Origin of the sequence: Nonomuraea sp. NPDC052265, assembly GCF_044547985.1 — a bacterium.
GTDB lineage: Bacteria > Actinomycetota > Actinomycetes > Streptosporangiales > Streptosporangiaceae > Nonomuraea.
Genome location: NZ_JBIUBJ010000011.1, coordinates 24258 through 43514, shown reverse-complemented (window position 1 = coordinate 43514; position 19257 = coordinate 24258). Strand labels below are relative to the sequence as shown.

The following is a 19257-nucleotide window of genomic DNA, read 5'->3' as shown; positions in this document are numbered from 1 at the left end:
CGACTCAACGGCGACTAGGATCCATGTGCATGACCCAGCTTCCTCTGCGGGCTCAGCTCGCCAGCGCCCTGGGACGCAGTGCCGCCACGCTCTCGCGGATGACCGGGCGCGGTGACGGCTCGGTGATCGGCGGCAGGGTCGGCCTGCTGCTTGAGCCCGACCTCCTGCGCAAGCTGGCCCGCGACCGCAAGCTGGCCCTGGTCAGCGCCACCAACGGCAAGACCACCACGACCAGGCTGATCACCTCCGCGCTGCTGGAGATGGGCGAGGTCGCCACCAACGCCTTCGGCGCCAACATGCCGGCCGGGCACGTCTCGGCGCTCTCCCAGCACAAGGCCGCCCCCTACGGCGTGCTGGAGGTCGACGAGAAGTACCTGCCGGAGGTGCTCGACACCACCGGCGCGGGCGTCGTCTGCCTGATGAACCTCAGCCGCGACCAGATGGACCGCGCGGCCGAGATCTGGCTGCTCGCGCAGAAGTGGCGCAGGGCGCTGTCCGGCAGGCCCACCCACGTCATCGCCAACTGCGACGACCCCCTCGTCACCTGGGGGGCCTCCACGGCCGCCAAGGTCACCTGGGTCGCGGGCGGGCAGCGCTGGAAGGAGGACTCCTGGTGCTGCCCCGAGTGCGGCGGCCCCCTCGACCGCAAGGACGCCGACTGGTCCTGCCGTGAGTGCACCTTCCACCGTCCCGAGCCGCAGTGGGCGCTCGACGACGACGTCGCCGTCGACCCGCGCGGGCAGCGCTGGCTGCTCGACATCCAGCTCCCCGGCCTGGCCAACCGCTCCAACGCGGTGATGGCGCTGGCCGTGGCCGAGGCGTTCGGGCTGCCGGTCGACCGGGCGCTGCCCCGGCTGCGCGAGGTCACCTCGGTGGCCGGCCGCTACACCACGGTCGAACGCGAGGGCCGCCACGCGCGGCTGCTGCTGGCCAAGAACCCGGCGGGCTGGCTGGAGGCGTTCGACGTCGCCGACCCGCAACTGCCGATCATCCTCTCGGTCAACGCGCAGGGCCCCGACGGCCGCGACACCTCCTGGCTGTGGGACGTCGACTACCGCATCCTGCGCGGCCGTCCGGTCTTCGTCACCGGTGAGCGGCGGCTCGACCTGGCGCTCCGGCTCGACGTGGCCGACGTGCCCTTCACGTTGTGCAGCTCGTTCTCCGAGGCGCTGGCCATGCAGCCGCCCGGCCGGGTCGACGTGATCGCCAACTACACCGCCTTCCAGCTGATCCGATCGGAGTTCGGACGTGCCGTCTGACAGCGCCCTCAGCATCGTCTGGATCTACCCCGACCTGCTGAGCACGTACGGCGACCAGGGCAACGTGCTCGTCCTGGAGCAGCGTGCGCAGCGCCGGGGCATCGAGGTCGAGACCGTCTACGTCCGCTCGGCCGACCCCGTGCCGGAGACCGGCGACATCTACCTCATCGGCGGCGGCGAGGACCGTCCGCAGATCCTGGCCGCCCAGCGCCTGCGCCGTGACGGCGGGCTCCAGCGGGCCATCGCCCGGGGCGCGGCGATGCTGGCCGTGTGCGCCGGCTACCAGATCATGGGCAGCACGTTCGGCGGCGAGGAGGGCCAGCCGGTCGACGGCATCGGCCTGCTCGACATCTCCAGCACGCGCGGCCCCGCCCGGGCCGTGGGCGAGCTGGTCGCCGAGGTCGACGCCGCGCTCAACCTGCCCACGCTGACCGGCTTCGAGAACCACATGGGCGTCACGCACCTGGGCCAGGGCGTGCGGCCGCTGTCCAAGACGGTCGCCGGGGTGGGCAACGGCGACGGGTTCGAGGGCTGCTACGCGGGCCACGTGGTGGGCACGTACCTGCACGGCCCCGCGCTGGCGCGCAACCCCGCCCTGGCCGACCTGCTGCTGTCGTGGCGCGTGGGCGACCTGACGCCCCTCGACGACTCCCGTTACGAGGCCCTGCGCCAGGAGCGGCTCAACACCGTGCTGTCCGGCTGACGGGCCTAGTAGACCAGGGCCTGGGCGCCTTCGCTGACGGCCTCCTCGACGAACGCGGGCGCGCCGGCGATGCGCACGCCCTCGATCACGTCGTCGACCGTGATGCCCCGGCGGGCGGCGCACTGCGTGCAGAGCGTCACCCGGCCGGCCGCCAGCACGGCTTCCAGCAGGTCCGCCAGCGGCGCCGCGTGCGGCAGGCCGAACTCCTTGGCCCTGCCCGGCAGGGCGAACCAGGACGACTCGCCGGTCAGCCAGAGCGAGACCGGCACGCCGCTCGCCAGCGCGGCCGCCGCCACCGTGAAAGCCTGGTTGCATCGCTCAGGAGCGTCCGCCCCCGCGGTCACCTTGATCACCAATGAACGTGCCATGGCGTCACCCTAACCCCGCCGCACGTGGCCCCACACGTACGGATCGGCCTGGGCGCTGCCGAACGGCGACCAGGCGAGCCGCGTCTGCCCGGTCCTGTCCTTGGTGTCGGAGTCGTAGACGAGGACGTTCGCTCTCAGCGCGGTGGGCGGGGCGGGCAGCAGCGCGAGCGGGATGCGCACCTCGACGCCGTACCCGCCGTGGTGGGCCGCCGACGCCACGCCTACCCGGGGGGCGGGGCCCTGGCGGGCGTCGGCGTCACGGGCGGCGCACGGCCCGCCCTGGGCGGTGTAGGGCAGGACGCCCAGCTTGAACGTGGTCGAGGTGTCGTCGGAGTCGCCACGCGGGTCGAGGGCGATCTCGACCGCGTCGGTGCGCCAGTGGCGCTCGCACTCCTCAAGGGCGGCGCCGCGCGCCTCGTCGGTGACCTCGACCTGGACGTAGAGGTCGTCGCCGTGGCGGGTCAGCCGGGCGGTCGCGGCGCAGTCGGCCGCCTGGCAGCGTTCGCCCTCCCAGTGCGCGAGGCGCAGGGCGGGGCCGGCGTACTCGCCGGGCGAGGCGAGGCCGTCGAGCACGGGAGCGCGCCGGGCGACCGGGAGCGTGGTGGCGGGCGGCCGGGGATAGTCCGGCTGTGCCCGGTCGGCCAGCCAGGGCAGGCCGACCGCGCGCGCCCAGTCGCGGAACTCGGCGTACAGAGGGCGCAGACCGGCCTGCGCGACGACGGGGGCGGGCACCGGCCGCCCGCCGTCGAAGACGACCGAGAACCAGTCGCAGCCGAACGGCCCGGCCACCTTCGCCGGCCGGGAGGCGAAGCCCTGCGTGCGGTACGCGCGCTCGGCGTCGCGCTCCCGCTGGGCCCACGTGGCGCGGTGGCGCGGCGACCAGGCGCCCTCCCAGACGCCGAGCTGCGGCAGCCCGGTGGCCGGGTCGCGCATGCCGGCCGTCGCGCAGCCGGGGCCCACGGGGCCGCGCAGCCCCCAGTTCTGGGTCAGCAGCCGGGAGGCCCGCCAGGGCGCGCCCGTCCCCGGGAACGCGGCCGGGTCGGCGGCCAGCCGGAACGCCTCGACGGCCAGCCGGGCGGCGAGCTGGTGGCCGCCGTGCTGGTTGAAGGGCCGCGGGTCCATCGTCACCACGGTCGTGGGCGTGGTGGCCCTGATCGTCTCGACCAGCCGTCTGAGGGTGCCCGGCCCCCACGCGCGGGCGGTCAGGGGCGCCGACAACGTGTACCAGAAGTCCGGTCTGTCCAGGTAGAAGACCTCGCGGATGCCCGCGTGCGCGACCGCCTCGCGCTCCTCGGCCTCCCTGATCCGGCCGAGCGCCGCGCCCTTCTCCGGCCCGGCGGCGTTGCCGCCGCCCTCGCCGCGGGTGACCGTCACGACCCCCGTGGTCAGCCCCAGGCGTTCGCGCCACTGCCCGAACGTGGACAGCGACTGGTACTCGTCGTCCGGATGGGCGCCCACGAACAGCACGTCCACGTGCGGCGGCACGGCCCAGGCATCCAGCATCGCGGCTCCCCCCGATGGAACGTCTCCCCGATCCAGAAGGTTAACCACCGGCGCTAGGCTTGGTGAGCATGGAAGAACCTGAGGTGCACCCCGCTCTGGAGCAGATCGCGTTCCTGCTCGGCCGCTGGGAGGGCGCCGGCGTGGGCGGCTATCCGACGATCGAGAGCTTCAACTTCGGCCAGGAGATCGAGTTCGGCCACAACGGCAAGCCGTTCCTGACGTACGTCAGCCGCACCTGGCTGCTCGACGACGACGGCAACCGGGTCAGGCCGCTGGCCACCGAGTCCGGCTACTGGCGCCCGCAGCCCGACCGGCAGATCGAGGTGGTCCTCGCGCACCCGACCGGCATCGTCGAGATCTACATCGGCGAGGTCGTCTTCCGCAAGATCGAGCTGCGCACCGACGTCGTGGCCCGCACCTCCACGGCCAAGGAGTACACCGCGGGCCACCGCCTGTACGGCCTGGTCAACGGCAACCTCATGTGGGCCTACGAGATGGCGGCCGTCGGCCACCCGCTCACCGACCACATGTCGGCCGAGCTGAAGAAGGTGTCCTGAGCATGACCTCGCCCTTCACCCCCGAGGCCGTCGAGGCGATCAAGCGCCACATGAACGACGACCACACCGGCGACGCCCTGGTCATCGTGCGCGGGCTCGGCGGCCGGCCGCGGGCCGCCTCGGCGGTGACCAGCGACGTCGACGCCGAGGCGATGGAGTTCACGATCGACGGCGGCGAGCGGGTGCGCGTGCCGTGGGGCGAGACGCTGACCGAGCGCGCCCAGGTGCGCAAGGCGGTCGTGCGCCTCTACCGGGCGGCCTGCGCCGAGCTGGGGATCGAACCCCACGGCGAACACTGAGGGGAAAACAAGAAGGGCCCCGGGCGACACTCCGCCTGCCGAGCAGACGGGCCGGATGGACCATGGTCGGGATGCGTCATCCCGCCCTCCGGCTGCCAGGGGCCCCGGTGGTTGTCTCGGATTCGCTTGCGACACGAGACAACAGTCCGCAGCGCTAGCGGACAACCACCTCGCTAGCCCGACTATGACTATCCATTATTCGGACCACCTCCTTTCCGCGTACTCATGAAGCTATGCGGTCGCGCGCGGCGGGGGCAAGTAATTATCGGACGGCCGCGAACAGGCGATCGTGCGCTTTACACTCGGGGGCATGACCGAGACGCAGTGGCACGAGGAACTCCGCGCCAAGGGCTACCGGGTGACCCCGCAGCGGCAGCTCGTGCTCGAAGCGGTCAAGGATCTGGAGCACGCGACGCCCGAGGAGATCTGCACCAAGGTCCGCGAGACGGCGCGAGGGGTCAACATCTCGACCGTCTACCGCACGCTGGAACTGCTCGAAGAGCTCGGCATGGTCACCCACACCCATCTCGGCCACGGCGCGCCGACCTACCACCTGGCGGCCGAGGCCGACCACGTCCACCTGGTGTGCCGGGGCTGCGACGAGGTCTTCGAGGTGCGTCCCGAGCTGGCCGAGGGGCTGGTGAAGGGGCTCGACGAGGAGCTGGGGTTCGCGGCCGACGTCCATCACCTCACGGTGTTCGGGCGCTGCCGCAACTGCCGCTGACCTCCGGCGTCGGGCGCCGTCGCGCGGGCGGATAGCCTTGAGGGCATGCGTAGCCCTCTGCTCGATCTCCCCGGCGCCGTCGCGGCCGACGGGGTGGACGCCGACGTAGCCGCGCACTATGGCGACCTGTTCGCCGAACAGCGCGCGCTGGCCAAGGGTGAGGCGGTCGTCGACCGCAGCAACCGCGAGGTGGTCCGCATCTCCGGCGCCGACCGGCTGAAATGGCTCAACGACCTGACCTCGCAGAAGCTCGACACGCTGACGCCCGGCCAGTGGACGCAGACGCTCGACCTCGACCTGCAGGGCCGCGTGCTGCACCACCTCACGCTGGTCGACGACGGCGAGAGCGTGCTGGCGCACGTCGAGCCCGGCACGGCGCAGAGCCTGATCGACTATCTCGACCGCATGAGGTTCATGCTGCGCGTGGAGGTGTCGCCGGCCGACGACCTGGCGGTGCTCTCCACGGCCACCGAAGACTTCCTGGTGCCGCGCGCGGAGCTGGCCGGCCATCTGGGCAGGCCCCTGGCGGGGCTGTGGGCGTACGAGGCGCTGCGCATCGAGGCGCACCGGCCGCGGTTCGGCTTCGAGACCGACCACAAGACGATCCCCCACGAGGTCGACTGGATCGGCTCGGCGGTGCACCTGAGCAAGGGCTGCTACCGCGGCCAGGAGACGGTCGCCCGCGTCCACAACCTGGGCCACCCGCCCCGCCGCCTGGTGTTCCTGCACCTCGACGGCAGCGTCGACACCCTGCCCGTGCACGGCGACCCGGTGATCTTCGAGAGCCAGGAGGTCGGCGTCGTCGGCTCGGCCGCCCGCCACCACGAGCTGGGCCCGATCGCGCTGGCCGTGGTCAAGCGCACGGTCCCGGTCGACGCGCCGCTGCTGGCCGGTGGCGTGGCCGCCGCCCAGGAGGTCGTCGTGCCGCCGGACGCCGGCCGCAACGTCAGCATCGACCCCTCGCTGCGCCGCCGGATCCGCTGACCCCGCTAGGCGTCGATGTCGAGGACGAGCGTGATCGGCCCGTCGTTGACCAGCGAGACCTTCATGTCGGCGCCGAAGCGGCCGGTCTCCACGTGGGCGCCGAGCGCCCTCAGCTCCTCGACCACGGCCTCCACCAGCGGCTCGGCCACCGGCCCCGGGGCCGCGGCCTGCCAGGTGGGGCGCCTGCCCTTGCGCGCGTCGCCGTAGAGGGTGAACTGGCTGATCACCAGGAGCGGGGCGGAGACGTCGGAGCAGGACTTCTCGCCGTGCAGGACGCGCAGGCCCCACAGCTTGGCGGCGAGCTTGGCGGCCTCGGCACGGGTGTCGGTGTGCGTCACGCCGACCAGGACGAGCAGCCCCGGCTCGTCGACCGCGCCGACCGTCTGCCCCTCGACCTCGACGGAGGCCGAGCTCACTCGTTGTACGACTGCTCGCATGGCATCTCATTCTGGCGCAGAAAGAACTGTTCGTAGACTCGTGCCGAAAGGGGGCGCGTAATGTCGCTGATTGTCGAGGTTGTCCGGTCGGGGTTCGTGGAGTCCACGCACCACGCCCGCATGTTGACCGTGGACGCGCGGGGTGTGCCCGTGGAGACGCGGGGAGCGGTGCACGTGCCGGCCTCGCCGCGGTCGTCGATGAAGCCGCTGCAGGCGCTCGGCATGATGCGCAACGGCCTCCGACTGGAGGGGGAGCTGCTGGCGCTGGCCTGCGCCTCGCACTCCGGCGAGGCGTTCCACGTGGACGGCGTACGGAACATCCTGGCCGGAGCGGGCCTGGAGGAGTCCGCCCTGCTGTGTCCGGAGGACCACCCGTTCGAGCGCACCTCGACCGAGTTCGGCAGGGTCTACATGAACTGCTCCGGCAAGCACGCCGCCATGCTGGCCACCTGCGTGCTCAACGACTGGCCGCTCACGACGTACCTGGAGCCCGCGCACCCGCTCCAGCGCGCGATCCGTGCGACGGTCGAGGATCTGACCGGCGAGCGGGTGGCCGCCTCCGGCGTGGACGGCTGCGGCGCGCCGCTGTTCTTCGTGTCGATGCTCGGGGTGACCAAGGCGTTCAGGGCGTTCCCGCTGGCCGCGGAGGGCTCGTTCGAGCGGCGGATCTTCGACGCCATGCGGACCTATCCCGAGTGGACGTCCGGCACCGACCGGCCCGAGGCCAGGCTCATGCGGGCGATCCCCGGGCTGATGCTGAAGGCGGGCGCGGAGGCGTTCGACGCGTTCGCGTTCGAGGACGGGCGGGCCGGCACGATCAAGATCGAGGACGGCTCCCAGCGGGCCCGCGTGCCCGTCACCGTGGCGGCCCTGCGCTCGCTCGGCCTGGACGCCCCCGAGCTGGCCGAGCTGGCCAGGCCGGCGCTGCTGGGCGGCGGCCGGCCGGTGGGCGAGCTGCGGATCCGCTAGAGGGTGCGGAACTGACGGCTGGCGGAGATGGCCCCCGAGGTCGTCGTGGTGAACGTGCGCATCGACCCGGCGAACTTGGACAGGTCCCACTCCGCCGGCCCGTGGTACCAGTAGAGGTTGTCGGTCTGGTGGCCGTTGCCGGTCACCGAGGCCACCACCCGCGCCCAGTGCTCGACCCCGTCGAAGATCACCGCGTACGGCAGGTAGCGCGAGAACAGCTCCACCCGGTGCTGCTCGGGCACCTCGCCCAGGTCGCCGGAGAACAGGTACTCGCGGAAGCCCATCGTGTGCGCGAGCGCGGCCGAGCCCTTGGCGGTCTTGGCCGGCATGTACTGGCCGCCGACGGCCAGTGCGCCGCCCGCGATGACCAGGGCCAGCCCCAGCAGCCCGTACGTGGTGAACCAGGCCAGCCCGGCCGTGGCCAGCAGGCCCAGCCCGATCAGCACGACGCCGATCGTCGTCCAGCGGGTGCGCTCGGTGTCGGGACGGCGGGCGAACCAGCCCTGCGCGACCACGTCGGTGTAGAGCGCGTCGCGCACCTTGCCCAGATGGCCGGTGAACGAGCCGGACAGTTGTGAGAGCAGCACCGTGTCCCGGCCGTCGAAGACGGCGTCGTACAGGGCGCGCTCGTACGGCAGCAGCGAGTTGGCCGGCGCGTTCGGCAGCCTGACCAGCATCCAGTCGGGGGCGTCGTAGGTCTGGCGGGGCTGCTCGTCGATCCGCAGGTAGCCGCGGACGGCCAGGTCGACGATGGTGGCGGTGACGTCGATCACGTCGGCCTGCTCGTCCACCAGCGTGCCGATCTGGCCGGGACGAACGCCGTCCGGCGGGGTGAAGTGCCCGTTCTGTATGGGATCGACCGCGCCCTTCTCGTGGCCCGCGACCCGGGCGTCCCGGCCGCGCGTCCAGTAGAGCAGGCCGACGCCGCCGAGCAGCAGCACGAGCAGACCGGCCAGGGCGCCGCCGGTGACCAGGTCGAGGGTGAACGCCGAGGCCAGCGAGAAGCGCTTCTCCAGGATGGGCGCCCCCGAGCTGGAGCCCTTGGGGTAGCCGACGACCACCGTGAGGGCCTGGCCCGGCGCGATGTTCTCCTGCTCGAAGTCGGCCCGCGTTGCGGAGTGGTCCATCGAGGCCGAGGTGCAGCCGATGGCCGAGGTCAGGTCGCCGGCGAAGCACGACAGGTTCTGCACCTGGCCGGGCCCGTTGACCTGGACTGTCGCCTTGGTCACGGGGACGTTCCAGCCGCTGACGGCGAACCAGCGCAGCTCCTCGACCCCGCCGGAGGTGGCCACCACGCCCTTGACGTCGTACTCGACGGTCGCGGCCGTCACGCTCAGGACGTCGCCGTCGAGCTTGCCGCCCTTGACGTTGGTGACCTGGTAGACGCGGTCGTTGTCGTCGTCGAAGCGGGTCCTGGTGAGCAGGGTGCGCCTGAGGCCGCCGGAGTCACCGGTGATCTTCTCGACCACGTGGAGGGTGCCGTCCTTGGCGAGCGTCATCGTCACCTGGTCCGTGATCCCGGCCTCCGCCAGGGCGGGGGTGGCCAGCAACGTCAGAGCGGTGGCTCCCAGGGCGGCCAATGTGAGTCTGAAACCCGTCATGGCGGGACATCGTAGCGGTTGCGGGTGTCAATCCAGGGTGATGGCCTCGGCCGCCCGGCGTACGCTCTCGGGCGAGGCGGCCATGCCGGGGTTCTCCAGGGCGAGAGCCTGGTTCAGGGCGACGTACGGCCGCATGCGCCGCTCGTACCGGTCGAAGGCACCCTTCGGGGCCCGGCCGAGCTCCTCGGCCAGCACGTACGCTCCCACCATGGCCAGGCTGGTGCCCTGCCCCGACAGCGGCGAGGGGCAGTATCCGGCGTCGCCGATCAGCGCGACCCTGCCCTTCGACCAGCGGTCCATCTCGACCTGGGCCATGGCGTCGAAGTAGAAGTCGTCGGCCTTCCACATGGCCTCCAGCAGCTCGGGCGCCTGCCAGCGCAGCCCCGAGCAGTGCTCCTGGACCAGGTGTTTCTGCTGCTCGACGTCGCGGTGGTCGTAGTCGAGCGGGCCCGCGGCGAAGCCCATGTTGACCTTCATCACCGCCGGCTCGCGGTCGCTGAACAGGCCGAACCCGGCCTCGCCCTCGCGGTGCCAGACCTGCCAGTGGTCCAGGCCGAGGAAGTTGTCGGCGGTGTAGATCGAGACGTACATGCCGAGGTGCCTGAGGAAGGGCTGCTCCGGGCCGAAGGTCAGCTTCCTGACGTTGGAGTGCAGGCCGTCGGCGCCGATCACGTAGTCGTAGCGGTCCCGGACGCCGCTGTCGAAGGTCACGTCCACGCCTGCGTCGTCCTGGGTGAGGGTGGCGATGGAGTCGCCGTACCGGCAGGGGGCGTCGGCCACGGCGTTGACGATCGCGGTGAGGTCGTCGCGGGCGATCTCGATGTCCGGGCTGTCGAGCAGGCCGCCGCTGACCGTCTCCTCGGTGCTGCGCATGATCTCGTTGCCGTCGCCGTCGTACATGGACATGCCGCGCATGGTCGTCCGCGCTGCCCTGACCTGCTCCAGGACGCCCATGCGATCGGCCACGGCCAGGGCGGCACCCCGGATGTCGACGGCCTGGCCGCCCTTGCGCGGGCGCGGCGCGCGCTCGACGAGCGTGACCTCGAAGCCGCGCCGCCGCAGCCAGTGGGCCAGGACGGGACCCCCGACGCTCGCCCCCGAGACGAGAACCTTCATGATGCCGCTCCTTGCTGTTGACGTTGTACGCAAACCTGAATGTACGGCGTACATACAGCAGCTCACAAGGCATCGCTGATAAGATCTGTACTAGTACAGAGAGAGGGGTGTGATGACGGCTCCGCCTTACGCGCGCATCGTCGAGGACATCAGGCGGCGCATCGCCGACGGCCGGCTGCGCCCCGGCGACCGGGTGCCCTCCACCAGGCAGCTCGCCCGCGACTGGGAGGTCGCCCTCGCCACGGCGGCCAAGGCGCTGACGGTGCTGGCCCAGGAGGGCGTGGTGATCGCCGAGCCGCGCGTCGGCACGATCGTGGCCGAGCGCCGCGGCGGCGGGGCGCGGCGGGCCCCCGTCCCGTCCGGCGACGACCTGAGCCGCGACCGCATCGTGGCCGCGGCCGTCGAGATCGCCGACGCCGACGGGCTCGCCGAGCTGACCATGCGCGGCGTCGCGGGCCGGCTCGGGGTGGCGACCATGTCCCTCTACCGGCACGTCGGAGGCAAGGACGACCTGGTCATGCTCATGATCGACCAGGTGATCCGCGAGTTCCCGCTGCCGGACCCGCCGCCCGACGGATGGCGGGCCAGGCTGGAGACCGCCGCCCGGGTGCAGTGGGCGGGCTACCGCACCCACCCGTGGATGGCCAGGGTCACCTCACTGACCAGGCCGCTGCCCTCGGCCAGCCTGATCGCCCACACCGAGTGGGTCATGCGCACGCTGGAGGGCTCGCCCCTCGATCCCGTGAGCAAGATGCACGTGCACACCCTGCTGTTCAGCTTCGTCCAGGGCCTGGCCGCCAACATAGAGATGGAGCAGCTGGCCCAGGCCGCGACCGGGCTGACCGCCGACGAGTGGATGACCAGCCGGGAAGGGGAGCTCCAGGCGCTGGCGGAGTCGGGGCGGCTGACCGCCTTCTCCGGCGTCATCGAGGAGCTGGGCGGCGAGTTCGACCTCGACCTCGACCGGCTCTTCGCCTTCGGCCTCGACGCGCTGCTCGACGGGCTCGCCGGGCTGGTGGAGGGGCGCTAGTCGGAGATCGCGATGCGCAGCCGGCGGAAGCCGCGGCCCTTGCTCTCGATCTTGGCCACCTTGATGCGGCCGATCTGCTTGGTCGAGGCCACGTGGGTGCCGCCGTCGGCCTGCGTGTCGAGGCCCACGATGTCGACGATGCGCACGTCCTGGACGGTCTCGGGCACCAGGTTCGTGGCCGTGCGGATGATGTCGGGGATCTCGAACGCCTCCCGCCGCGGCAACACGCGCACGTCGATGCGCCGGTCGGCGACGATCTCGGCGTTGCAGGCGTCCTCGACGGCCTCCTTGAAGCCGGGCGGCACCTCGGGCAGGTCGAAGTCCATGCGGGCGCTGAGCTCGTCCATGTTGCCGCCGGTGACCAGGCAGCCGTAGTCCCTGAACACCACGCCGCACAGCACGTGGAGCCCCGAGTGCGTCCGCATGAGCGCCGACCGGCGGGCGTCGGCCACGGCCGCCTCCACCACCGTGCCGGCGGGCGGGATCGGGTCGCCTTCGGCGGGGATCAGGTGGAGATCGTCGCCTTTGCGCACCCCGACGATGCGCGTCTCCACACCCTGCCAGACCAGAACTCCGTGATCGGCCGGCTGGCCGCCCCCGCCTGGATAGAATGCCGACCTGCTCAGCACGATCCCCTCAGGCGTCGCGTCCAGCACGACGGCTTCGAAGTCGCGCAGGCTCTGGTCGGACAGTTCGAGCCGCTGCGTGCGTCCGTGGAGGTCGGCGGTCATATCGGCAGCCTAATGCCCCGGGGTGATAATGCGTGGCCTGATGCTTCGAGGAAGAATCGCCCCGGTCGTCGCGATAATGGGGATTTTTGCTGGAGTTTCGGCATGTAGTAGTGCAGTGGCCAATACGCCGCCGCAGCGGGCGCCCCAGGCCGCCCTTCCGGCTCGTCCGGCGGTGCCCGTGATGATGTTCGTGGGCGACAGCTTCACGGTCGGCTCCGGCCCCGTGCCGCCCTGGCGGACCTATGCCTCGGAGTCGGCGCGCCTGCTCGGCTGGCAGCCGGTGATCGCCGGAGCCGGTGGCACCGGCTACCTCAACGAGGGCAAGGTGGGCCGCACGTTCCGGCGGTCGTTCGAGGAGGAGCTGGCCTGGCGGCCGGCCCCCGACGTGCTGGTCATCTCCGGAGGCCACAACGACCAGCGCTGGAGCACCGGGCGGGTGCGCGAGGCCGCCGCCGGCCTGCTCGCCGAGGTGCGCCGCCGCTGGCCGGTCACCAGGGTCGTCATGGTCGGCCCGATCTGGCTGGAGGACACCCCGGCCAAGGCCTACCGGGTGCGCGACGCCCTGGCGGAGGTGGCGGACGCCGCGGGTGTGCCGTTCCTCGACCCGATGCGCCGCAAGTGGGTGACCGGCAGGCCGTCGGAGACGGTGCTGCCCGACGGCGTGCATCCCACGTTCGTCGGGCACGAGCGCATCGCCGCGTGGCTGGCGGCGGAGCTGGCCTGATCTACCAGGGGCCGTAGGGGCCGCTGTTGCCGCGGCCCATGCCCTTGACGGCGGGCTTCACGTCGACGATGTAGATCGTGGCGGCGATGACGGCCAGGATGGAGAACAGGCCGATCCCGTTGAGCCCGATGAACGTGATGCCGCCGACCTGCATGAAGTCGTTGAAGTAACCCAGCGCGCCGCCGCCGGACAGCAAGGTCGCCAGCCCGAGGATGAGCAGCCAGATCTTCTTCTGCAGCTTGCCCGCCGAGACGAACGCGTTGGTCGGCACGCGTGCCGCGTGGACCAGCGCGTAGACCGACATGCCGAGGATGACGGCGGCGAGCACCAGGAAGAGGAAGTTGAAAACGCCGTTGATCATATTCATGTTGCTGGCTCCACCCAACGCCGCGATGAAATCGGCCCCAGCCTAATAGGCGTCCCCGACAGGCGGGCACCGGAAGAGAAAAGGGCCCGCCTCCGGGGAGGCGAGCCCTTCTGCTCGGTCAGGCCTTGGCCCGAGGGGTACGGGTCGTCTTCTTGACGGGCTCGGCGACGGGCGGCTCGGCGGCCTCCGACACCTCCTCCAGCTCAAGGGCGGCCTCGCCGGTGGTCTTGCTGACGACCTTGCGGCCACGGCTGGCGAAGTCCTCGTAGACCTCGGTGGCCTTGTTGCTCAGCTGGTCGGCGTACTCGCGGGCCTTGTCCGGGAACTCGCGGACGAAGCCCTCGGCCTTGTCGGCGTACGCACGGGTCTTGTCGGGCAGGTCCCTGGCCAGCTCCGAGCGGCGGGACTGGAGCTGGCGCAGCTGCTCGGGCAGCTCGCGCAGCTTCTCGACGGCGAAGTCGCCGGCGCCCGCGAACGCGTAGAAGGGCTTGGAGTCGGTGAGCTTCTTGACCTCGGTGGCAAGCGTCATGGGTTAACCTTCCTTGGTTTCCTGGGTGACGGTCCCGTTGCCGGGGGAGGCCGCGTAGGGCTCGAGCGCGGCGAGATACTCCTCGGGCAGCGGCGGCTCGTCGTCCGCGGTGGAGTCGTGCTGAGGGCGGGCGTTCTGGGAGGTCTGCTCGCCCTCGGTGCGGTTCTCCTTGCGGAACGATTCGTAGATGTCGATCAGCACCTGGCGCTGCCGCTCGGTGAGCAGCGTGTCGGCGTTGATGGTCGTGATCACGTCGCTCGGCGGCTCCCGATCCTCGATGAGGCCGGCCTGCACGTAGAGCGCCTGCGAGGAGATGCGCAGACCCTTGGCGATCTGGTTGAGGATCTCCGCGCTCGGCTTGCGCAGCCCGCGCTCGATCTGGCTCAGGTAGGGGTTGGAGACCCCCGCCGCCTGCGCGAGCTGGCGCAGCGAGATCTTCGCCTGTTGCCGTTGCTCACGGATGTATTCGCCGATCGAGCCGACTTTCGGTAGTGCCATGCCCACAGTCTGCCGTCCTGTGCTTGCAATTGCAAACGGGATGGCTAACACCTGCAAGCAGTCAGAGCTGGTAGACCCACAGGAAGGGGGTGGTGGTGAGCAAGCTCACAGAGAGGGCGAGGTAGCCGTACCGGACAAATGCTGACAATTCCGGCCCTGGCTTGATCAGGCGGTCCACCCGGGCCATGACGTTGTGCGCGTGCACGCCGAGCATGCCGTGCGGGGTCGGCATGGCGCCGGCCGTACCGAACCTGAGCAGTGCCGTGGCCAGCCTGCGCGGCGAGCAGTAGCGGCGGGCACGGTCGTCGGCGGCCATCTCGATCAGCAGCTCCACCTGCGCCTGCGCGTCGGCCACGACCTTCGACCAGGGCAGCGCCCGGCGCAGCGCGGCGAACGGCAGCAGCACCAGGTCGTGCCGCTCACGCACGTGGGCGGCCTCGTGCGCCAGCACGGCCGCCATCTCGTCCTGCGACAGCAACTCCAGCGCGCCCGCGCTGACCACGACCTGCGAGCGCAACCCCGGCACGCAGTACGCCGCCGCGCTGGGATGGTCGAGCACCCGCACCCCCGGCACGCCGGGGTCGTCGCGGGAGATGAGCGCGAGCAGCACGCGATGCCGCCGCCGCGCGCGCAACGCCTGCACGCCGGCCGTCAGCAGCACCACGACCAGCACCGCCAGCGAGGTGAGACCGGCGATCATGGCCAGGACGTGCAGCGGGTCCCACGCCTCGGACGGCGTCTCCCCGCGCGCGAAGGCGATCAGCCCCGGCAGCACGCCCACGCCGTAGGGCAGGACCGCGTAGGCCAGCATGGCGCCGGTGGTGGCCAGGCCCCAGGCCACGCCCAGGGACTGCCAGACGATGATGGCGAGCCTCGGGGCGCGGGAGGTCCACCGGGCCGTCGTGAAACGCCAGGAGCCGAGCGCGCACGCCGTGGCGAGCGCTGCTAGCACCGCTGCCGTGATCACTCTTCCTCCAGCTCCGTGAGGGCTCTCCGCAGGATCTCCGCCTCCGGGCCCGACACGGCCTGGGCGAAGCGGGTCAGGGCGGCCGAGCGGTCGCCCGTCAGGTCCAACGCCTCAAGCATAAGCTCGGCGATGTAGGCGTCACGGCTCGCGGCCGGTTCGTAACGCCACGCGCGGCCGTCCCTGGTGCGCTCCAGGAAGCCCTTGCGCGTGAGGCGGTCGAGTACGGTCATCACCGTCGTGGGGGCGAGGTCGCGATCGGCTATGAGCCTGCCGACCTCGCGGGCGGTCAACGGGTTGTGCTCCGCCCAGAGGATGTCCATGATGCTGCGCTCAAGCTCGCCAAGACCCTTCACGCCCTTCAGGGTAGCTCTACAAAGCGTCGAGCTGGCATCCGGGAGCGGCAAGTGGCGGCGCGAAACCCCGGCTGGCAGGCTCGGTGAGATGAAAGTCACGTTGGTGCAGGGCGACATCACCGAGCAGCGGATCGACGCGATCGTGAACGCGGCCAACTCCTCCCTGCTCGGCGGCGCGGGCGTCGACGGCGCCATCCACCGGCGCGGCGGGCCGGAGATCCTGGCGGAGTGCAGGCGGCTGCGCGCCGGGCAGTTCGCCGCGGGCCTGCCGACCGGCCGGGCCGTCGCCACGACCGCCGGGCTGCTGCCGGCCCGCTGGGTGATCCACACGGTCGGACCGGTCTACTCCGGGTCGCAGGACCGCTCCGAGCTGCTGGCCGCCTGCCACCACGAGTCGCTGCGGGTGGCGGACGCGCTGGGCGCGCGGACGGTGGCCTTCCCCGCGATCTCCACGGGCATCTACGGCTGGCCGCTCGACGACGCCGCGCGCATCGCCGTGACCGCCGTGCGCGCGGCCGGGACGTCGGTCGAGGAGGTCAGGTTCGTGCTGTTCGACGCCGCCGCCTACGAGGTGTTCCGCGCGCGGCTCTCCTCCTGACGCGGGTCCACCGCCGACCAGGGCAGGGTGAGCTCGCCGAGCCGCCACCTCGCCGGGCCGCCGAGCGGCGGGCGCACCGCCACCGGCCACTGCCCGGCCAGCAGCCGCACGGACGCCAGCCAGCGCTGCCGCAGCCCGTGCACCCCGTAAGGGGCGCTGACCGCCCATGCATGGTCGAAGTCGCGCAGGAACGCATGGATGCGCTCACCCGGCACGTTCCGGTGGATGAGGGTCTTCGGCAGGCGGTCGGCCAGGTCCGAAGGCCGCTCGAAGGCGTCGAAACGGGCGGAGAACGTCAGCGTGCGCGGGCCGTCGGGGGACAGGCCCACCCAGACCGCCCGCCGTCCGGTCTCGGAGGAGGTGCCCTCGACCAGCACGCCGCCGGGGGCCAGCTTGCCGCGGAGCACGTCCCAGTAGTGCCACGCCTCCGCCTCGCCGTACTGGCGCAGCACGTTGAAGGCGCGTACCAGCGTCGGCGGGCGCGGGACGGGCAGCTCGAAGCCGCCGAGCGCGAAGCTCAGCCCTTCCCGTTCGTACGGCTTGGCCGCGGCCACCCTGGCCGGGTCGATCTCGATGCCGACCACCTCGACGTCGGGCGTGACCGCGCGCAGCCGGGTGAACAGCTCAAGCGTGGTCGTGTGCGAGGCGCCGTAGCCGAGGTCGACGACGAGCGGGCGTACGGCGGCGCGCAGGGCCGGGCCGTGCACGGCGGCCGTCCAGCGGTCGACCCGGCGCAGCCGGTTGTGCCACGTCGTGCCGCGCGTGATCGCGCCGACCGGTCTGGCCATCCGGCTCAGCCACCGCTGACGCGGTGCACCTTGTGCTGGGCGGCCTGGGCGCGCGGCCTGATCACCAGGCGGTCGATGTTGACATGGGACGGGCGCGTCACGCACCAGGCGATGGCGTCGGCCACGTCCTCGGCGGTCAGCGGGCCGGGCACGCCCTCGTACACGCGGGCGGCGGCCGTCTCGTCCCCGCGGAAGCGGGTGACCGCGAAGCCCTCGCTCCTGACCATGCCCGGCGCGATCTCGACCACCCGGACCGGCTGCCCGACCAGCTCAAGGCGCAGCGTCTCGGCCATCGCGGACTGGGCGTGCTTGGCCGCGCAGTAGCCACCGCCACCCTCGTACGAGACCAGGGCCGCGGTCGAGGTCAGCATCACCAGCACGCCGTCGCCGGATTCCACGAGTTTGGGGATCAGCGCCTGGGTCATGCGCAGGGAGCCGAGTACGTTCGTGTCGTACATCTGCTGCCAGTCGTCCAGAAGGCCGTCCGTGACCGATTCCATGCCGAGCGCGCCACCGGCGTTGTTGACCAGCACGTCGCAGCGGTCGAGCGAGCTCACCAGCGCGTCAACCGACTCCTGAGAGGTCACGTCAAGCGTCACCGGCCTGATCGAGGGCACCTCCGCGGCCAGCTTGTCCAGCCGGTCGCGGCGCCGTGCGCCCGCCATCACCACGTAACCTTCAGCGGCGAGCCGCCGCGCGGTCGCCTCGCCGATCCCGCCGCTCGCACCGGTCACCACTGCCGTTCTCTGCATGCCCCTCATCCTGCCAGGGCGGACGCGGTGCGACCCGCGGCAGGGAATGCCGAAAAAATCTGGATAGTTGTATTCCGCTTGGAGGTGATGTCGAGTGAGGCGACGACGGGTCAGCCGGGTCGCGACCATCAGCATGCACACATCGCCATTGGACCAGCCCGGCACGGGCGACGCCGGTGGCATGAACGTGTACATCGTCGAGTCGGCCAGGAGACTGGCGCAACTCGGCGTGGAGGTGGAGATCTTCACCAGGGCCACCGCCCGCGACCAGCCGCCCGTGGCCGAACTCGCCCCAGGTGTCCTGGTACGTCACCTGACGGCCGGGCCGTACGAGGAGATGGACCGCGCCGACCTTCCTGGCCAGCTCTGCGCGTTCCTGTCCGAGGTGCTGCGCACCGAGGCCATGTACGACCCCGGACGCTACGACGTCATCCACTCCCACTACTGGCTGTCCGGGCAGGTCGGCTGGCTGGCCAAGGAGCGGTGGGGCGTGCCGCTCGTGCACACCATGCACACCATGGCCAAGGTCAAGAACCTCCTGCTCGCCCAGGACGACAAGCCGGAGCCCCACGCCCGCGTGGTGGGCGAGGAACAGGTCGTCGAGATCGCCGACCGCCTCGTCGCCAACACCGCCGACGAGGCCCGCGAGCTCATCGACCTGTACGGCGCCCCCAAGCAGCGCGTGGCCGTGGTGAACCCCGGCGTCAACCTCACCGTCTTCCAGCCCGCCTCGCAGGGCGCCGCCCGGCAGCGGCTGGGCCTGCCGCAGGACGCGCGCGTCCTGCTGTTCGTGGGCCGCATCCAGCCGCTCAAGGCCCCCGACGTGCTGCTGCGCGCGGCCTCGCGCATGCTCATCGACGACCCCTCGCTGCGCGGCCGCCTGGTCGTGGCGTGCGTCGGCGGGCCGTCCGGCAACGGGCTCGCCCGGCCGTCCATCCTCACGGAACTGGCCGGTGAGCTGGGCATCTCGGACGTGGTCCGGCTCGTGCCGCCGGCCCCGCAGGAGGAACTGGCCGACTGGTACCGGGCGGCCGACGTGACCGTGGTGCCGTCGTACAGCGAGTCGTTCGGGCTGGTGGCCCTGGAGTCGCAGGCCTGCGGGACGCCGGTCGCCGCGGCGGCGGTGGGCGGACTGCGCACCGCGGTCCACGACGGGGTCTCCGGGGTGCTGGTGGACGGGCACGATCCCGACGAATGGGCCCGCGTCCTGCATCGTCTCGTCACCACGCCGGAGTGGCGCGAGCAGTTGTCGCGGGGGGCCCGTACGCACGCGGCCGCCTTCGGCTGGCAGGCGACGGCCGGGCGGCTCATGGAGGTGTACGCGGGCGCCGTCGCGAATCTGCACAAGGTGCCCGTGGCACTCAACTTCTAGCGGGCTTCATGGCCGTACGCCGCGCGCT

General features: G+C 71.7%; 24 protein-coding genes. 11 read left to right on the top strand and 13 right to left on the bottom strand.

Features of this window, described 5'->3' with window-relative positions; all coding sequences use genetic code 11:
- The first annotated feature begins 29 nt into the window (after positions 1-29).
- On the top strand, positions 30-1259 hold the full coding sequence (locus ACIHAD_RS28885) for a MurT ligase domain-containing protein (protein ID WP_397357770.1): 1230 nt from the start codon (positions 30-32) through the stop codon (positions 1257-1259).
- On the top strand, positions 1249-1962 hold the full coding sequence (locus ACIHAD_RS28880) for a type 1 glutamine amidotransferase (RefSeq protein ID WP_397357769.1): 714 nt from the start codon (positions 1249-1251) through the stop codon (positions 1960-1962). Before ACIHAD_RS28885 ends, ACIHAD_RS28880 begins: the two co-directional genes overlap by 11 nt.
- Positions 1963-1967: 5 nt before the next feature.
- On the opposite strand, the gene ACIHAD_RS28875 is transcribed toward ACIHAD_RS28880, so the two are convergent.
- Positions 1968-2330, bottom strand: a complete 363-nt coding sequence (locus ACIHAD_RS28875; protein WP_397357768.1) for a DsrE family protein — start codon at positions 2328-2330, stop codon at positions 1968-1970.
- Positions 2331-2339: 9 nt separating this feature from the next.
- The gene (locus ACIHAD_RS28870; RefSeq protein ID WP_397357767.1) at positions 2340-3833 is read right to left on the bottom strand and encodes a sugar-binding protein; all 1494 of its coding nucleotides are present in this window, start codon (positions 3831-3833) and stop codon (positions 2340-2342) included.
- Between the two features lie 68 nt (positions 3834-3901).
- On the opposite strand from ACIHAD_RS28870, the gene ACIHAD_RS28865 reads away from it, so the two are divergent.
- The 4 genes from ACIHAD_RS28865 (at position 3902) to ACIHAD_RS28850 (ending at position 6397) form a co-directional block, all read left to right on the top strand.
- Entirely contained in the window at positions 3902-4390 is a 489-nt protein-coding gene (locus ACIHAD_RS28865) for an FABP family protein (RefSeq protein ID WP_397357766.1), read from the top strand.
- A 2-nt stretch (positions 4391-4392) separates the two neighbouring features.
- Positions 4393-4689 carry a DUF2470 domain-containing protein gene (locus ACIHAD_RS28860; RefSeq protein WP_397357765.1) on the top strand — a complete coding sequence of 99 codons (297 nt, stop codon included), beginning with the start codon at positions 4393-4395 and terminating at the stop codon, positions 4687-4689.
- 310 nt (positions 4690-4999) lie between these two features.
- Complete coding sequence (locus ACIHAD_RS28855) at positions 5000-5413, top strand: Fur family transcriptional regulator (RefSeq protein ID WP_357967168.1); 414 nt, start codon at positions 5000-5002, stop codon at positions 5411-5413.
- Positions 5414-5458: 45 nt separating this feature from the next.
- Positions 5459-6397, top strand: coding sequence for a YgfZ/GcvT domain-containing protein (locus ACIHAD_RS28850; RefSeq protein ID WP_397357764.1), 939 nt, complete (start codon positions 5459-5461; stop codon positions 6395-6397).
- Between the two features lie 5 nt (positions 6398-6402).
- Here ACIHAD_RS28850 and dtd read toward each other — a convergent pair whose 3' ends face one another.
- Positions 6403-6834, bottom strand: coding sequence for a D-aminoacyl-tRNA deacylase (gene dtd / locus ACIHAD_RS28845; RefSeq protein ID WP_357967172.1), 432 nt, complete (start codon positions 6832-6834; stop codon positions 6403-6405).
- A gap of 60 nt (positions 6835-6894) precedes the next feature.
- On the opposite strand from dtd, the gene ACIHAD_RS28840 reads away from it, so the two are divergent.
- Positions 6895-7803, top strand: a complete 909-nt coding sequence (locus ACIHAD_RS28840) for an asparaginase (RefSeq protein ID WP_397357763.1) — start codon at positions 6895-6897, stop codon at positions 7801-7803.
- On the opposite strand, the gene ACIHAD_RS28835 is transcribed toward ACIHAD_RS28840, so the two are convergent.
- The gene (locus tag ACIHAD_RS28835; RefSeq protein ID WP_397357762.1) at positions 7800-9404 is read right to left on the bottom strand and encodes a DUF2207 domain-containing protein; all 1605 of its coding nucleotides are present in this window, start codon (positions 9402-9404) and stop codon (positions 7800-7802) included. The genes ACIHAD_RS28840 and ACIHAD_RS28835 overlap by 4 nt on opposite strands.
- A 27-nt stretch (positions 9405-9431) precedes the next feature.
- Complete coding sequence (locus ACIHAD_RS28830; protein ID WP_397357761.1) at positions 9432-10520, bottom strand: FAD-dependent monooxygenase; 1089 nt, start codon at positions 10518-10520, stop codon at positions 9432-9434.
- A 112-nt stretch (positions 10521-10632) separates the two neighbouring features.
- Between ACIHAD_RS28830 and ACIHAD_RS28825 the strand changes: the two genes are divergently transcribed.
- A complete protein-coding gene (locus ACIHAD_RS28825; protein WP_397357760.1) occupies positions 10633-11550 on the top strand; it encodes a TetR/AcrR family transcriptional regulator C-terminal domain-containing protein in 918 nt (305 codons plus the stop codon).
- Here the strand turns inward: ACIHAD_RS28825 and ACIHAD_RS28820 are convergent.
- On the bottom strand, positions 11547-12281 hold the full coding sequence (locus ACIHAD_RS28820) for an alanyl-tRNA editing protein (RefSeq protein ID WP_397357759.1): 735 nt from the start codon (positions 12279-12281) through the stop codon (positions 11547-11549). The genes ACIHAD_RS28825 and ACIHAD_RS28820 overlap by 4 nt on opposite strands.
- 115 nt (positions 12282-12396) lie before the next feature.
- On the opposite strand from ACIHAD_RS28820, the gene ACIHAD_RS28815 reads away from it, so the two are divergent.
- Positions 12397-13005: an SGNH/GDSL hydrolase family protein gene (locus tag ACIHAD_RS28815; protein ID WP_397357758.1), complete on the top strand. Its 609-nt coding sequence runs from the start codon at positions 12397-12399 to the stop codon at positions 13003-13005.
- Between the two features lies 1 nt (position 13006).
- Here ACIHAD_RS28815 and ACIHAD_RS28810 read toward each other — a convergent pair whose 3' ends face one another.
- From ACIHAD_RS28810 to ACIHAD_RS28790, 5 genes are all read right to left on the bottom strand, one after another.
- On the bottom strand, positions 13007-13366 hold the full coding sequence (locus ACIHAD_RS28810) for a DUF2516 family protein (protein WP_397357757.1): 360 nt from the start codon (positions 13364-13366) through the stop codon (positions 13007-13009).
- Positions 13367-13490: 124 nt separating this feature from the next.
- Positions 13491-13901, bottom strand: coding sequence for a hypothetical protein (locus tag ACIHAD_RS28805; RefSeq protein WP_397357755.1), 411 nt, complete (start codon positions 13899-13901; stop codon positions 13491-13493).
- Between the two features lie 3 nt (positions 13902-13904).
- A complete protein-coding gene (locus ACIHAD_RS28800; protein ID WP_397357754.1) occupies positions 13905-14399 on the bottom strand; it encodes a helix-turn-helix domain-containing protein in 495 nt (164 codons plus the stop codon).
- A gap of 61 nt (positions 14400-14460) precedes the next feature.
- Positions 14461-15366 (bottom strand): M56 family metallopeptidase, encoded by a 906-nt coding sequence (locus tag ACIHAD_RS28795; protein ID WP_397357753.1) that lies wholly within the window; start codon positions 15364-15366, stop codon positions 14461-14463.
- On the bottom strand, positions 15363-15719 hold the full coding sequence (locus ACIHAD_RS28790; RefSeq protein ID WP_352319711.1) for a BlaI/MecI/CopY family transcriptional regulator: 357 nt from the start codon (positions 15717-15719) through the stop codon (positions 15363-15365). Before ACIHAD_RS28790 ends, ACIHAD_RS28795 begins: the two co-directional genes overlap by 4 nt.
- An 88-nt stretch (positions 15720-15807) precedes the next feature.
- Between ACIHAD_RS28790 and ACIHAD_RS28785 the strand changes: the two genes are divergently transcribed.
- Entirely contained in the window at positions 15808-16317 is a 510-nt protein-coding gene (locus ACIHAD_RS28785) for an O-acetyl-ADP-ribose deacetylase (RefSeq protein WP_397357752.1), read from the top strand.
- Here the strand turns inward: ACIHAD_RS28785 and ACIHAD_RS28780 are convergent.
- Positions 16284-17105 carry a class I SAM-dependent methyltransferase gene (locus ACIHAD_RS28780; protein WP_397357751.1) on the bottom strand — a complete coding sequence of 274 codons (822 nt, stop codon included), beginning with the start codon at positions 17103-17105 and terminating at the stop codon, positions 16284-16286. The two genes, ACIHAD_RS28785 and ACIHAD_RS28780, sit on opposite strands and share 34 nt — an antisense overlap.
- A 5-nt stretch (positions 17106-17110) precedes the next feature.
- Complete coding sequence (locus tag ACIHAD_RS28775) at positions 17111-17857, bottom strand: SDR family NAD(P)-dependent oxidoreductase (protein ID WP_397357750.1); 747 nt, start codon at positions 17855-17857, stop codon at positions 17111-17113.
- Between the two features lie 94 nt (positions 17858-17951).
- On the opposite strand from ACIHAD_RS28775, the gene mshA reads away from it, so the two are divergent.
- A complete protein-coding gene (gene mshA / locus ACIHAD_RS28770) occupies positions 17952-19229 on the top strand; it encodes a D-inositol-3-phosphate glycosyltransferase (RefSeq protein WP_397357749.1) in 1278 nt (425 codons plus the stop codon).
- The last annotated feature ends 28 nt before the right edge of the window (positions 19230-19257 follow it).

Bases quoted from the DNA above. Each gene is read 5' to 3' on its own strand.
- ACIHAD_RS28865 (WP_397357766.1), top strand. From the start codon at position 3,902: ATGGAAGAACCTGAGGTGCACCCCGCTCTGGAGCAGATCGCGTTCCTG.
- ACIHAD_RS28840 (WP_397357763.1), top strand. From the start codon at position 6,895: ATGTCGCTGATTGTCGAGGTTGTCCGGTCGGGGTTCGTGGAGTCCACG.
- dtd (WP_357967172.1), bottom strand. From the start codon at position 6,834: ATGCGAGCAGTCGTACAACGAGTGAGCTCGGCCTCCGTCGAGGTCGAG.
- ACIHAD_RS28800 (WP_397357754.1), bottom strand. From the start codon at position 14,399: ATGGCACTACCGAAAGTCGGCTCGATCGGCGAATACATCCGTGAGCAA.
- ACIHAD_RS28870 (WP_397357767.1), bottom strand. From the start codon at position 3,833: ATGCTGGATGCCTGGGCCGTGCCGCCGCACGTGGACGTGCTGTTCGTG.
- ACIHAD_RS28835 (WP_397357762.1), bottom strand. From the start codon at position 9,404: ATGACGGGTTTCAGACTCACATTGGCCGCCCTGGGAGCCACCGCTCTG.
- ACIHAD_RS28875 (WP_397357768.1), bottom strand. From the start codon at position 2,330: ATGGCACGTTCATTGGTGATCAAGGTGACCGCGGGGGCGGACGCTCCT.
- ACIHAD_RS28825 (WP_397357760.1), top strand. From the start codon at position 10,633: ATGACGGCTCCGCCTTACGCGCGCATCGTCGAGGACATCAGGCGGCGC.
- ACIHAD_RS28785 (WP_397357752.1), top strand. From the start codon at position 15,808: ATGAAAGTCACGTTGGTGCAGGGCGACATCACCGAGCAGCGGATCGAC.
- ACIHAD_RS28775 (WP_397357750.1), bottom strand. From the start codon at position 17,857: ATGCAGAGAACGGCAGTGGTGACCGGTGCGAGCGGCGGGATCGGCGAG.
- ACIHAD_RS28885 (WP_397357770.1), top strand. From the start codon at position 30: ATGACCCAGCTTCCTCTGCGGGCTCAGCTCGCCAGCGCCCTGGGACGC.
- ACIHAD_RS28820 (WP_397357759.1), bottom strand. From the start codon at position 12,281: ATGACCGCCGACCTCCACGGACGCACGCAGCGGCTCGAACTGTCCGAC.
- ACIHAD_RS28810 (WP_397357757.1), bottom strand. From the start codon at position 13,366: ATGATCAACGGCGTTTTCAACTTCCTCTTCCTGGTGCTCGCCGCCGTC.
- ACIHAD_RS28830 (WP_397357761.1), bottom strand. From the start codon at position 10,520: ATGAAGGTTCTCGTCTCGGGGGCGAGCGTCGGGGGTCCCGTCCTGGCC.
- ACIHAD_RS28805 (WP_397357755.1), bottom strand. From the start codon at position 13,901: ATGACGCTTGCCACCGAGGTCAAGAAGCTCACCGACTCCAAGCCCTTC.
- ACIHAD_RS28850 (WP_397357764.1), top strand. From the start codon at position 5,459: ATGCGTAGCCCTCTGCTCGATCTCCCCGGCGCCGTCGCGGCCGACGGG.
- ACIHAD_RS28855 (WP_357967168.1), top strand. From the start codon at position 5,000: ATGACCGAGACGCAGTGGCACGAGGAACTCCGCGCCAAGGGCTACCGG.
- ACIHAD_RS28860 (WP_397357765.1), top strand. From the start codon at position 4,393: ATGACCTCGCCCTTCACCCCCGAGGCCGTCGAGGCGATCAAGCGCCAC.
- ACIHAD_RS28780 (WP_397357751.1), bottom strand. From the start codon at position 17,105: ATGGCCAGACCGGTCGGCGCGATCACGCGCGGCACGACGTGGCACAAC.